We start from the raw sequence: 12857 nt of genomic DNA, 5'->3' as shown, positions 1-12857 counted from the left end.
TCAGAAGAAGGTCAGGCCGACCTGGAAGAGGCGTTCCACCTCGCGAATGCGGCGCTTGTCGATCACGAACAGGATCAGGTGATCGCCCGACTCCACCACCACGTCGTCGTGGGCGATCAGCACCTCCTTGCCGCGCACCAGCGCACCGATGGTGGTGCCGCTGGGCAGGTCGATGTCGCCGATGGCGCGGCCAACCACCTTGGAGGATTGCATGTCGCCGTGGGCGATGGCCTCGATCGCCTCGGCGGCACCGCGGCGCAGCGAGTGCACGTTGACGATGTCGCCGCGGCGCACGTGGGTCAGCAGGCTGCCGATGGTGGCCTGCTGCGGCGAGATGGCGATGTCGATCTCGCCGCCCTGGACCAGGTCCACGTAGGCGGCGTTGTTGATCAGCGTCAGCACCTTCTTGGCACCCATGCGCTTGGCCAGCATCGACGACATGATGTTGACCTCGTCGTCGTTGGTCAGCGCGCAAAAGATGTCGCAGTCCTCGATGTTCTCCTCTTCCAGCAGCCGCTTGTTGGTGGCGCTGCCGTGCAGCACCACGGTGCGGTCGAGGCGCTCGGCGAGCACCGTGCAGCGCTCGATGCCGTGCTCGATGATCTTGACCTGGTGGCTGTGCTCGAGGTGTTCGGCCAGCCGCTCGCCGATGTTGCCGCCGCCGGCGATCATCACCCGGCGGAAGTCGCGGTCGACCCGGCGCAGCTCACTCATCACCGCGCGGATGTCGCGGCGGGCGGCGATGAAGAAGACCTCGTCGTCGGCCTCGATCACGGTGTCGCCGCGGGGAATGATCGGCCGGTTGCGGCGGTAGATGGCCGCCACCCGGGTGTCGACGCTGGGCATGTGGCGTCGCAGGAAGCCCAGGTCCTGGCCCACCAGCGGGCCGCCGTAGAACGCCTTGACCGCCACCAGCTGCACCAGCCCACCGGCGAACTCCAGCACCTGCAGCGCGCCGGGGTGCTCGATCAACCGGCGGATGTGGTCGGTGACCACCTGCTCGGGGCTGATCAGCACGTCGATGGGCACCGCCTCGTGGGCGAACAGCCCCTTGCGGGTGAGGTAGGCGGTGGCGCGGACCCGGGCGATCTTGGTGGGGGTGCGAAACAGGGTGTGGGCGACCTGGCAGGCGATCATGTTGACCTCGTCCTGGCTGGTCACCGCGATCAGCATATCGGCGTCCTCGCAGCCGGCCTGGCGCAGCACCACGGGGTAGGAGCCCGGCCCCACCACGGTGCGGATGTCGAGCCGGGTGTGCAGCTCGCGCAGCCGCTCGCCGTCGGTGTCCACCACGGTGATGTCGTTTTCCTCGCGGGCCAGATGCTCGGCCAGCGTACCGCCGACCTGGCCGGCGCCAAGAATGATGATCTTCATTGCTGTCGGGTCCGTGAAACGACTCTGCGACGCCGATTTGGCGCCGCAGCATGGTGGCTAGCATAAACCAGCCGTACAACGGGTAACAGACCGGGCCTTGCGGGGGACATCCTCAGTCCAGGGTGAACCCCACCTTGATCGTCACCTGCCAGTGGCCGACCTTGCCGTTTTCGATGTGGCCCCGCGTGTCCGTTACCTCGAACCAGCGCATGCCGTGCAGGGACTGCGAGGCCTTGGCGAGCGCGCGGTTGATGGCATCCTCGATGCCCTTCTCCGAAGAACCGGTCAGCTCGATGTGCTTGTAGACATGATCGCTCATGGGGGCTCCTTGCTCCTTGGTGGTCGAGAAGGCAGGGCAATATCAGCCCTGCCGCTTCAGTCTGGCATAAAAGAAGCCGTCGTGACTCTCCGCTTCCGGCAGCAGCTGGCGACCGGCGCCGGCCGGCCGGCCCCAGCTCACTTCCTGTGGCGTGGTGGCGATGGCGTCTGCCGTCCGGGAGAGGAATGCCTCGACCTGTTCGTCGTTCTCCTCGCGGAACACCGAGCAGGTGGCGTAGATCATCGAGCCCCCCGGGCGCAGCAGCGGCCATAGATTGTCGAGCAGGCGTGCCTGCAGTTCGACCAGCTTGGGGATGTCCGATGGACGTCGCAGGCGCTTGATGTCCGGATGACGGCGGATCACGCCACTGCCGGAGCAGGGCGCGTCGAGCAGGATGGCGTCGAAGGGCGTGCCGTTCCACCAGTCCCGCTGGGTGGCGTCGGCGTGCAGCAGGGTGGCTGAAAGGCCCAGCCGGGCCAGGGTGTCCTCTACCCGGGCGAGACGTGTGGCGTCGCTGTCCAACGCCAGCAGCTCCACGTTGAACAGCTCCAGCAGGTGGGAGGCCTTGCCGCCGGGGGCGCAGCAGGCGTCGAGCACACGCCCGCCGGGACGTGGCGCCAGCACTGGCCCGAGCAGTTCGGCGGCGAGCTGGGCGGCCTCGTCCTGTACGCTGACATCGCCCTCGGCGAAGCCGGGCAGCGCCTGGACGTCACAGGGTGTATCCAGTACCAGGCCATCGGGCGAGTGCGTACAGAGCCTGGCCTCGTGGCCGGAATCGATCAGCCGTGCCAGGTAGGCTTCCCGGTCGCCGCGGCGGCGATTGATGCGCAGCGTCATCGGCCCCGGTTCGTTGTTGGCGGCGGCGATGGCGCGCCAGTCGTCGGGCCAGGCCTGGCGCAGCGCCTTGAGCAGCCAGCTTGGATGCAGCAGCGCTACGCCGGGGTCCTGGTCGACCTCGGCCTGCAGCGCCTCGGAATCCCGCTGCAGGCGGCGCAGGCAGCCGTTGAGCACCTTGGTCGCCCACTCCTTGCCCAGCAGCCTGGCTGCGCCGGCGGTTTCGCCCACGGCGGCATGGGCCGGAATGCGCATGTAGAGCAGTTGGTGGATGCCCAGCAGCAGCAGGGCCTGGACATCGGCATCTCGGGCCTTGAAGGGGGTCTTGAGCAGCTGCGCGGCGAGCGCCTCGAGCCGTGGCAGCGTACGACAGACGCCATAGCACATCGCCTTGAACAGGGCGCGGTCCCGGGAGACCACCTGGTGGTCGTCCAGGTCGGCCAGCGACCCCTTGCCGGTGATGACCGGCACCAGCGCGCGGGCGGCGCTGACCCGCACCGCCTGGCCGCCGTCCTGGACGGCCTTTCCTGCACGGGAGGAGGGCGTCGATCGATGCATCAGGATTTCTCCTCGGTGGCCTGCCCCAATAGCAGGCCGGGTGCCAGGGTGTCGCTGCGGGCGTTGAGCAGGTCACGAGCCGCCAATGGCTTGCCGCCGGGCAGTTGGGCGCGTGTCACGCGAAGTACCTCGGCGCCCTGGGTGCCACAGGCGATGCGCAGGGCATCGGGGTCGTGCGCAAGCAGGGTGCCGGGGGGCCGGGGCGCTTCGCCATCATGACGGGACGAGGCCGTCGCCATCAACAGGCGCAGGCGCTCCTCGCCATGGGTGCACCAGGCCACCGGCCAGGGGTTGAAGGCGCGTACCTTGGCCGCCAGCGCCTCGGCCGGCTGGCGGAAATCCAGTTCGGCCTCGGCCTTGCTGAGCTTGGCGGCGTAGGTAACGCCTTCGGCGGGCTGGGGCGTCGCCGTCAAGGCGCCGCTTGCCAGGGCGTCCAGCGCCTCGACGATGGCCTCACCGCCGAGTGCGGCCAGGGTGTCATGCAGCTCGCCACCGGTGGTGGTGGCCGTGATGGGGGTGCGTCTTATCAGCAGCATGTCGCCGGTATCCAGCCCGGCATCCATCTGCATGATGGTCACGCCGCTTTCGCTGTCACCGGCCTCGATGGCCCGCTGGATGGGGGCGGCACCGCGCCAGCGCGGCAGCAGCGAGGCGTGCACGTTGAGGCAGCCCCTTGGGGGAATGTCCAGTACCGCCTGGGGCAGGATCAGGCCGTAGGCGACGACCACCATGATGTCTGCCGCAAACCCGGCCAGCTCGGCCTGGGCCTCCGGTGCCTTCAGGCTTTCCGGCTGCAGCACCGGCAGGTCGTGTTCCAGTGCCAGCGTCTTGACCGGGCTGGCGGCGAGCTTGCGGCCACGGCCGGCGGGCCGGTCGGGCTGGGTGTAGACGGCGACCACGGAGTGGCGGCTCTGCAGCAGCGCAGCCAGGCTGGAAGCGGCGAAGTCGGGGGTGCCGGCGAAAACGACACGCAGGGGTGGGGACATGATTTCGAAGCCTTGCCAGTGGGCGATGTTCCCCATCATAACGGAGGCAGGCGGAAACGACGAAGGCCGACAGCTGTCGGCCTTCAACGAGGTTGGGCGTGGGCCTCAGGCCCCCTGCATCTGCTTGTGGCGTTTCTGCATCTTCTTCAGCACCCGGTCGCGCTTCAGTGCGGAGAGGTAGTCGACGAACAGCACGCCTTCCAGATGATCGTATTCGTGCTGGATACAGTGGGCCAGCAGGCCCTCGGCATCGAGTTCGTAGGGGTTGCCGTCCCGGTCCAGCGCCTTGAGGTGTACCTTCAGTGCGCGGGGCACCTCGGCGTAATACTCCGGGATCGACAGGCAGCCCTCGGACATCAGGTCGCGCTCGTCACCGATCGGCGTGTATTCGGGGTTGATCAGCACCAGCGGACTGGCCCGGCTGTCGCTGACATCCATCACGATGACGCGGCGGTGAACGTCCACCTGGGTGGCGGCAAGCCCGATACCGCTGGCTTCATACATGGTCTCGAGCATGTCGTCGACCAGCTGGCGCACCTCGTCATCAACCGCTTCGACCGGCGCCGCCTTGGTGCGCAGTCGCTCGTCGGGGAATTCGAGGATAGGTAATTTGGCCATGGCGTTGGAACCACCGTTATGCTGTCATCAGGGATTCCCTTATTCTAGGGGGCTGCGGCTCGGGGTGAAACCGCCCGATCACCTATTATTTCGATAAAATCAGACTATGACACGTCGCTCAGGTTCCCTGCGGGATGGCCTCAGGGCTTCCGGGATGGGGCGAGAGCAGGGGGAGTTGGGGATGGCGGAATACAACGATAAGGCAGGATGCGGCTGGCTGGCTGACTATTTCAGGGTCGTCTTGATAAGCAGTGTCTGCATTGTCATGCTGCTGGGTGGGGCGGCCCAGGCTCAGGGGCTCAGCTGGCAGGAGGGGCTGCGCGGTGACGCTCCCGACCGCTACACCGTGGTGCGTGGCGACACCCTCTGGGGCATCTCCGGTCGCTTCCTGCAGCACCCCTGGCAGTGGCCGGAGGTGTGGCAGGTCAACCCTCAGATCCGCAACCCTCACCTGATCTATCCCGGCGATGTGGTCTACCTCTATGACTGCAACGGGCGTCCCTGCCTTGGCCTCGAGCGGGGCCAGGGTACCGTTCGGCTCTCGCCGGAGATACGGCGCATCCCGACCCGTGAAGCCATCGAGCCGATTCCCCTGGAAGTGATACGCCACTTCCTGCGCGATCATCGGGTCGTCGACGACCCGGATGCACTGGATGAGCTGGCCTATGTGGTTGCCGGCGACGACCGGCGCATCATCAGCGGGGCGGGAGATCGCATCTATGCCCGTGGCGAGATCGAGCGCGGCCCGCGGTACGGGATCTATCGTATCGGCGAGCGCTACAACGACGCGGTTTCCGGTGAGCTGCTGGGGCTGGAACTGGAGGGCATCGGCCAGGCCCGGGTCCAGCGCAGCGAGGAGGATATCGTCGTACTCGAGGTGCTGTCGGCCTCCCAGGAGGTACGCAACAACGACATCATCCTGCCGCTGGAGAGCCGTGAGCTGGTTCGGGAGTTCGTGCCACGGGCCCCGGATGGTGCGGTCGACGGCCGCATCCTGGCGGTACCCGGTGGCGTGCGCTTCATCGGGCGGCTACAGGTGGTGGCGCTGGACCGCGGCCGCCGCGACGGCCTGGAAACCGGCCACGTACTCCAGGTCGAGCAGCAGGGTGAGCGGGTCAATGATCCGCGCAGCGGCGAGGTCCTGCGGCTGCCCGGCACCGAGGCGGGCCTGATCATGGTCTTTCGTCCCTACGAGAAGATGAGCTATGGCCTGGTGATGCGGGCCTCCCGTACGCTGGAAGTCGGTGATCGGGTACACAATCCCCGCCATGGGCGGGGGGTGGCGCTGCGGTGAAAGCGGTGTCACCGGGCACGCGGGAGTGGCTGGCGGTGATGCGCCTGCCGGGCATGGGCGCGGCGCGGCTGGCCGAACTGATAGCGATGGAGCCGGCCTGGCCCGACGGCTGGCTGGCACGCCTGCCCCGGGAGGCCGCCTCGGCGCTGCGGCTATGGCTCGACCACCCCGCCCGCAGCCCCCTCGATGCCCTGGTCGATGCCGACCTGGCCTGGCTGAATGCCGATGCGGCCCGGCATCTGCTCTTCCCCGGTCATCCGGCCTGGCCGGTGCTGCTCGGCCAGATCGCCGATCCTCCGCCGGTGCTCTGGGCCCTGGGCGATCTCGACGCGCTCCTGCCTCCCGGGCTGGCGATCGTCGGTTCGCGCCGGCCGACCCGCGAAGGCCTCACCAATGCGGCGGCCTTCGCCCGCGAGCTGGCCGCCCGGGACTGGTGCGTGAACAGCGGCCTGGCGCTGGGCATCGACGGGGCTGCGCAGCATGCTGCCCTGGAGGCCGGCGGGCGCAGCGTGGCGGTGCTGGGCTGCGGTGTCGATGTGATCTACCCGCCCCGCCATGCGGGGCTTTACCACCAGTTGCTCGATCGCGGCGGCCTGGTGCTGTCCGAACATCCCCCCGGTACCCGGGCGCGACCGGGCTTCTTTCCCCGCCGCAACCGCATCGTCACCGGCCTCTCTCTCGGCGTGCTGGTGGTGGAAGCCGCCGAGAAGAGCGGCTCCCTGGTGAGTGCGCGGCTGGCCACTGAACAGGGCCGCGAGGTCTTCGCGCTGCCCGGCTCGATCCACAACCCCCAGGCCAGGGGCTGCCTGCAACTGATTCGCCAGGGTGCGGTGCTGGTGCGCCGGCTGGACGATATTCTCGAGGAGCTGACCCACTGGGCGGCGCCTTCCTTCACCTCGCTTTCCGCCACCGCCCAGTCGTCTGCTGCCCCGGGGCCGGTCGATGCCGGCGGCGACCCGCTGCTGCGCTGGCTCAGCGACTCCCCCTCGCCGCTGGATGCACTGGTTGCGTTGACCGGCCTGGCCGTGCCCGACTGCCAGCGTCGCCTGCTGGAGCTCGAACTGGAAGGCCAGGTGGCCCAGGCGCCGGGCGGCTGGGTGCGCCTGCCGGGCAATGTCCAGGCGTGATAGCATATCGGCCGGCTGGACATAGGCATCCGTGATGCCAGTACTTGTGTCAGTGTCTTTCTGTTCGTAACTTCGAGGGTGCCCGGTATGCCCCAGGTAACGTCTCTTTCCAACGCCGTGGCCGCGCTGCGTGCCGGCGGCGTGATCGCTTATCCCACCGAAGGCGTGTGGGGGTTGGGCTGTGACCCCGACAACGACGCAGCCGTGGCGCATCTGTTGCGGCTCAAGCAGCGCGACCCGGCCAAGGGACTGATCCTGGTTGCGGCCAGCATCGAGCAGTTCACCCCCTGGCTCGAGGGACTGCCGCTGGAGCTCCACGCGCCGCTGGTCTCCACCTGGCCGGGGCCCCATACCTGGCTGGTGCCGGACAACGGGCGCACCCATGCGCTGGTGCGTGGCGCCCATCACTGCGTGGCCCTGCGGGTCAGTGACCACCCCGGGGTGGTGGCACTGTGCGAGGCCTTCGGCGGCCCCCTGGTATCCACGTCGGCCAATCGTGCCGGTGAGCCCTCGGCGCTCAGCGCCGACGAGGTCCGCGAGGCCTTCGGCGACGAACTCGACGCCATCGTCGAGGGAGCGCTGGGCGGGCTCGATCGCCCCAGCACCATTCGCGACCTGGTCAGCGGCCGGGTGCTGCGCGCCTGAAACGTACCAGGTCCAGAAACGTACCTGGCGAAAGGAGGCCCTCCATGGCACATGCCAACCTCGAAGACGTCAAGACCTACCTGCTCGAGCTGCAGGAGCGGCTCTGCCGGGCATTGGCCGCGGAGGATGGCGGTGCGCTGTTCCAGGAAGACAGCTGGCAGCGTGAAGCCGGGGGCGGTGGCCGCTCCCGGGTGCTCGAGCATGGCCGGATCTTCGAGAAGGGCGGCGTCAACTTCTCCCATGTCTATGGAGACCTGTTGCCCCCCTCGGCGACCGCCGCCCGCCCCGAGCTGGCCGGGCGCGGCTTTCAGGCCGTGGGCGTCTCCTGGGTGATGCATCCCGAGAACCCCCACGTACCGACCAGCCATGGCAACGTGCGCTTCTTCATCGCCGAGAAGGAAGGCGAGGCACCGGTCTGGTGGTTCGGCGGCGGCTTCGACCTGACACCCTTCTACCCGGTGCACGAGGACGTGCTGCACTGGCATCGGGTGGCACGGGACGCCTGTACCCCCTTTGGTGATGACGTCTACCCGCGCTTCAAGGCGTGGTGCGACGACTACTTCTATCTCAAGCATCGCGAGGAAACCCGCGGCGTCGGCGGCCTCTTCTTCGACGATTTCAACGAGTGGGGCTTCGACCGCAGCTTTGCCTTCCAGCGAGCCGTCGGCGATGCCTTCCTGGAGGCCTACCTGCCCATCGTGCGCCGGCGCAGCGGGATGCCCTGGAGCGAGCGCGAACGCGATTTCCAGCTCTACCGCCGTGGCCGCTACGTGGAGTTCAACCTGGTGTGGGATCGCGGCACCCTGTTCGGGCTGCAGAGCGGTGGGCGCACCGAGTCGATCCTGATGTCGATGCCGCCCCTGGCCCGCTGGGAGTACGACTGGCAGCCCGAGCCCGGCAGCGCCGAGGAGCGGCTCTATCGAGATTATTTGCGCCCCCGCGACTGGCTGGGGGAAAGCGCTGAATGAGCATCTGCGCGACCGAATCGCTGCGTTACGCGGTGCTCGCAATCCTCACCTATAACCCATAGGCTCCGGTTGCTGCGCTCCGGGCGCCTTGCGCTTCATGTCGCTCGTTGGCTATTCAGGCGCTTCCCGTGTTTGAGGAGATCCCATGACAGACCGCTACTGCGTCTTCGGCAACCCCATTGCGCATTCGAAGTCACCGATGATTCATGCGGCCTTTGCCGAGCAGACCGGTGAGGATATCGACTACACCGCCATCGAGGCGCCGCTGGACGACTTCGCCGGCGCCTGGCGCCGCTTCACGGCCGAAGGGGGGCGGGGCGCCAACGTCACCGTGCCGTTCAAGGAGCAGGCGTTCTCGCTTTGCGACACGCTGAGCGAGCGGGCCCGGCGTGCCGGTGCCGTCAATACGCTGCTGCTGGGAAAGGACGGCCTCACTTATGGCGACACCACCGACGGGGTCGGCCTGGTCCGCGACCTGGAGCACCATGGGGTGAGCCTGGCCGGCGCCCGAATTCTGGTGCTGGGGGCCGGCGGGGCGGTGCGCGGCGTGCTCGAGCCGCTGCTGGCGGCCGGGCCGGCCAGCGTGCTGGTGGCCAACCGCACCGCGGCCAAGGCCACGGCACTGGCCGCCGACTTTCAGGACCTGGGCGCGATCCAGGGGAGTGGATTCGAGGCGGTGACAGGCCAGTTCGACCTGGTGGTCAACGGTACCAGCGCGAGCCTGGCGGGCGAGCTGCCGCCACTGCCGGCGACGCTGTTTGCGCCGGGTGCGACGGCCTACGACATGATGTATGGCACCGAGCCCACGGTGTTCTTGCGCTGGGCCAGTGGGCTTGGGGCCATGCCGGTCGACGGGCTGGGCATGCTGGTGGAGCAGGCCGCCGAGTCGTTCTACCAGTGGCGCGGCAAGCGTCCGCTGACGGCGCCGGTAAGGGAAAGCCTGCGGCGGGCGTTGTAAAACCAGGCAAGCGTTTAATCCGCGGTTTGACACCTTCAACGCTCCAGGAGGGGCGGCGACCGGCCGGTGCGTTAGCGAACGCAGCGAGGCGGCGCCGATAACCCGGCGCCGCCTCGTCGTTGGCGTTGAGCGCTGCCCTTCAGCGCCGCTTGACGTAGAGCCCGGCCATGCAGATGACAAGGCCCACCACGGAGAGCAGCATGCCGCCGTTGACCAGCAAGGGCTCACGCTCCACCCAGGGCACGAAGGGCTGGGAGGTGTCGCGGCAGACGCCGTCCAGATAGTCCCAGTAGCCGCCCTGCATCAGGGTACATTCGCGCACGTCGCTGAGCTCCCAGAAGTAGAGACCCATCAGCATCAGCGGCGGGACGATCAACAGCAGTAATCCGATTTTCAGCATCTTGCATCCTGTCTGGGGGCGTTAGTGGCGGCCTGTGCTCAGGGGCGGGAGCAGTTGGGTTGACGTCCCGCCTGGCGAGCCTGCTCGTAGCGCGCCATGGCGTTGCCCATCTCCGCCTGCAGGCCCTGCATGCGCTGGCCATGGCTGGGGTGGGTGGACATCCACTCCGGTGGGCGGGCACCGCCCTGGGCGCTCATGTTCTCCCACAGCGCGACGCTGGCGCGCGGATCGAAGCCGGCATCGGCCATCAGGCGCATGCCGATCACGTCGGCCTCGCTCTCGTGACGGCGCGAGAAGGGCAGCAGAACACCGTACTGGGCGCCGAGGCCCAGCGCGCCCATCAGCTGCTGGCCGCCCTGTCCCTGCATGCCAGAGGCGGAGCCCAGCACCGAGAGGGCCAACTGGGTCGAGGTATGGGTCGAGACCCGCTCATTGGCATGGTTGGCGATGACATGACCGATCTCGTGGCCGATCACCGAGGCGAGCTGGTCCTGGGTCTCGGCGATAGCGAGGAGGCCGGTATTGACCCCCATGTAGCCGCCGGGCAGGGCGAAGGCGTTGGCCTGCTCCGATTCGAAGACGCGGATCTGCCAGTCCTTGTCGCGCTCCCGCTCCGGCAGCACGGCAACGATGGCACTGGCCACGCACTGGGCGTAGCGCTGCTGGGCCTGGCCGGCCGCCGGCAGGTCCTGCTGGTACTGCTGGAAGGCCTCGCGCCCCATCTCGTTGAGCTGCGCGTCGGACATCAAGGTGAGCTGCTGCCGTCCGGTGGGTGAGGTCGTGCAGGCAGCGAGGGTCACGACCAGGGCGGTCACGGCAAGTGGGCGAATCCAGCGCATAGTGAAAATCTCCTGTGTCCGGGACTATTGAGACCCTGGACGGGGATGGCGGTTCGCCACAAGATACCCCGTAGCGTCATAAGGTCAACTGTAAACCATGGAACTTCCGAGGAGACGTCAATGGATGAGGAGCTGAGCAGACGCCTCAGTCGCCTGCTGGACCATGTGGAGCACTGGCTGCCCCCGGTACCCGAGGAGGTCGACTGGGAGCGTGATGTGGCCGCCCTGTGGCAGCGCCACGCCCTGGGCGGGCGGCTGCTGCCGGTACCGCCCCGCGATGCCCTGTCGCTGGACGACCTGCTGGGCATCGAGCGCCAGAAGCTGGCGCTGGTCGACAACACTCGCGCCTTCCTGCAGAAGCTGCCGGCCAACCATGCCCTGCTGTGGGGCTCCCGTGGCAGCGGCAAGTCGTCGCTGATCCGTGCCCTGCTCAACAGCCTGGCGGCGGAAGGGCTGCGGCTGGTACAGGTCGATCGCCACGACCTGTCCGGGTTGCCGACCCTGGTGGAGCAGCTGCGACACCAGCCACAGCGCTTCGTGGTCTACTGTGACGATCTCTCCTTCGAGGGTCACGATGACGCCTACAAGGCGCTCAAGAGCGTGCTCGACGGTGCCTTGACCGGTCCGCCGGAGAACGTGCTGCTCTATGCCACCTCCAACCGTCGCCACCTGCTGCCCGAATCGCTGTCCGACAACGAGGCATCGCAGCTGGTGGGTGACGAGCTGCACCATGGCGATGCCGTGGAGGAGAAGATCTCGCTATCGGACCGTTTCGGGCTCTGGTTGGGTTTCTATCCCTTCAACCAGGACACCTACCTGGAGGCGTGCTGCCACTGGGTCACCCAACTGGGCAGTGCCCGGGACTGGGGGGCCGAGGCCCGAGCGGAGGCGATTCGCTTCGCCACCCTGCGCGGCGGTCGCAGCGGCCGCGGGGCCTGGCAGTTCGCCAGCCACTGGGTGGGGCGTCGTCGCCTGCATGGGGAGTAGCAGAAGTCGTCAGCGGAATACCGGCAGCGGGGCTGATCCGTCGACAGGTCTATGAGGGGGCGCTGTGAACCCATCCCTGGGCGCTACCGACGCCATCCCTGGCGTAGGACCCCCTCTACGACCTGTCCCCGGCGCCCCGTTTGGCTTTGGCGACGACGTTACCTCCTTGGAATCAGCGAGCCGTCCTCTCCCACGCTCAGGCGGATGGTGGGGGTGAGCAGGCCTGCGGGCAGGGTCATGCCCAGGCCGCGCAGGTCGCCGGGGGTGATGGCCAGCTCGCTGCCGGCGGGCAGTTCGCCCTGGCTTGCCAGCTGGCTGGCCAGCTCCACCATGGGGGCCAGTCGCTCGCGGCCGCCGTCGAGCAGGTCGAAGGCCACCGGCAGGCGCAAGTTGGCATCCTCACCCGAAGTCAGGGTCACGTCCTGCTCGTAGTTGCCGCTGACCGGCTCGACGCCCGGCATGTCAAGCGTCCAGCGAAAGCCGGACATCTCCACCGCCGGCATCCCGGTGGGCAGCCCCAGGCCCATGGCCAGGGTCGCCTGCACCGGCAGGCTGCCGGCACCGAGGCTCGACAACGCCAGTGACATGATATCGCTGGTGTCGAGGCGGGCATCCACGGCGTAGGGGCCGATGCGCACCTCTTCTACCCCCAGGGAGGTGACTGCCAGGCGGAAGGCGAACAGGCCGGTCTGGGGCAGGGCCAGGCAGCCGGTCAAAAGCCCCGCCAGGCACAGCGGCGCGAGCAGGCGCCAGCGTCGGTGACGCTGGGAAAGTTTCGGCAGTAAGCGGGTCAGGATCATGCAAGGGACTCCCTGCCCGGAAGGGCAGCAGCGGATGGCAAACGGGCGTATTTCAGGTTCGACGGCCCTCGCTGTCAAGAAACTTTCCGCAACGGCACGGTAACCGGGAAGGAACATGACAGGACGAGGGAAGCGGCACTGCCGGCCGGG

The 12857-nt window shown here is 68.0% G+C and carries 13 protein-coding genes and 1 pseudogene; 6 read left to right on the top strand and 8 right to left on the bottom strand.

Translation table 11 applies throughout. From position 1 onward, the window contains the following. From trkA to def, 5 genes and pseudogenes are all read right to left on the bottom strand, one after another. Positions 1–1377: pseudogene (gene trkA, locus LY622_RS08040) on the bottom strand (Trk system potassium transporter TrkA); the annotation flags it as partial. Positions 1378–1486: 109 nt separating this feature from the next. Then, positions 1487–1693, bottom strand: a complete 207-nt coding sequence (locus LY622_RS08035; RefSeq protein WP_066443873.1) for a dodecin — start codon at positions 1691–1693, stop codon at positions 1487–1489. Positions 1694–1735: 42 nt separating this feature from the next. Then, positions 1736–3085: a 16S rRNA (cytosine(967)-C(5))-methyltransferase RsmB gene (gene rsmB / locus LY622_RS08030; RefSeq protein ID WP_234290411.1), complete on the bottom strand. Its 1350-nt coding sequence runs from the start codon at positions 3083–3085 to the stop codon at positions 1736–1738. Continuing rightward, the gene (fmt, locus tag LY622_RS08025) at positions 3085–4071 is read right to left on the bottom strand and encodes a methionyl-tRNA formyltransferase (RefSeq protein WP_234290410.1); all 987 of its coding nucleotides are present in this window, start codon (positions 4069–4071) and stop codon (positions 3085–3087) included. The genes rsmB and fmt overlap by 1 nt, the downstream gene beginning before the upstream one ends. A gap of 105 nt (positions 4072–4176) precedes the next feature. Further along, positions 4177–4689: a peptide deformylase gene (gene def, locus LY622_RS08020; RefSeq protein ID WP_066443886.1), complete on the bottom strand. Its 513-nt coding sequence runs from the start codon at positions 4687–4689 to the stop codon at positions 4177–4179. A 265-nt stretch (positions 4690–4954) separates the two neighbouring features. On the opposite strand from def, the gene LY622_RS08015 reads away from it, so the two are divergent. The 5 genes from LY622_RS08015 to aroE all read left to right on the top strand — a co-directional run bounded on the left by LY622_RS08015 (position 4955) and on the right by aroE (position 9681). After that, positions 4955–5983, top strand: a complete 1029-nt coding sequence (locus tag LY622_RS08015) for a LysM peptidoglycan-binding domain-containing protein (protein ID WP_234290420.1) — start codon at positions 4955–4957, stop codon at positions 5981–5983. A gap of 38 nt (positions 5984–6021) precedes the next feature. Continuing rightward, positions 6022–7110 carry a DNA-processing protein DprA gene (gene dprA / locus LY622_RS08010; protein WP_234290419.1) on the top strand — a complete coding sequence of 363 codons (1089 nt, stop codon included), beginning with the start codon at positions 6022–6024 and terminating at the stop codon, positions 7108–7110. Positions 7111–7197: 87 nt separating this feature from the next. Then, positions 7198–7755 carry an L-threonylcarbamoyladenylate synthase type 1 TsaC gene (gene tsaC / locus LY622_RS08005; RefSeq protein ID WP_234290409.1) on the top strand — a complete coding sequence of 186 codons (558 nt, stop codon included), beginning with the start codon at positions 7198–7200 and terminating at the stop codon, positions 7753–7755. Positions 7756–7799: 44 nt separating this feature from the next. Further along, entirely contained in the window at positions 7800–8723 is a 924-nt protein-coding gene (hemF, locus tag LY622_RS08000; protein WP_234290408.1) for an oxygen-dependent coproporphyrinogen oxidase, read from the top strand. A 145-nt stretch (positions 8724–8868) separates the two neighbouring features. Then, a complete protein-coding gene (gene aroE, locus LY622_RS07995) occupies positions 8869–9681 on the top strand; it encodes a shikimate dehydrogenase (RefSeq protein ID WP_234290407.1) in 813 nt (270 codons plus the stop codon). A 139-nt stretch (positions 9682–9820) separates the two neighbouring features. On the opposite strand, the gene LY622_RS07990 is transcribed toward aroE, so the two are convergent. Continuing rightward, positions 9821–10081 (bottom strand): hypothetical protein, encoded by a 261-nt coding sequence (locus LY622_RS07990; protein ID WP_234282390.1) that lies wholly within the window; start codon positions 10079–10081, stop codon positions 9821–9823. 38 nt (positions 10082–10119) lie between these two features. Beyond that, positions 10120–10920, bottom strand: coding sequence for a M48 family metallopeptidase (locus tag LY622_RS07985; RefSeq protein ID WP_234290406.1), 801 nt, complete (start codon positions 10918–10920; stop codon positions 10120–10122). Positions 10921–11040: 120 nt separating this feature from the next. On the opposite strand from LY622_RS07985, the gene LY622_RS07980 reads away from it, so the two are divergent. Then, entirely contained in the window at positions 11041–11907 is an 867-nt protein-coding gene (locus LY622_RS07980) for an ATP-binding protein (RefSeq protein WP_234290405.1), read from the top strand. 158 nt (positions 11908–12065) lie between these two features. On the opposite strand, the gene LY622_RS07975 is transcribed toward LY622_RS07980, so the two are convergent. Next, on the bottom strand, positions 12066–12707 hold the full coding sequence (locus LY622_RS07975) for a hypothetical protein (RefSeq protein ID WP_234290404.1): 642 nt from the start codon (positions 12705–12707) through the stop codon (positions 12066–12068). Positions 12708–12857 lie beyond the last annotated feature (150 nt).

This window comes from Halomonas alkalisoli (genome assembly GCF_021412585.1).
Taxonomy (GTDB): domain Bacteria; phylum Pseudomonadota; class Gammaproteobacteria; order Pseudomonadales; family Halomonadaceae; genus Halomonas; species Halomonas alkalisoli.
Note: the sequence above shows the minus strand (reverse complement) of the source record. Positions and strands in the feature narration are given on the sequence as shown.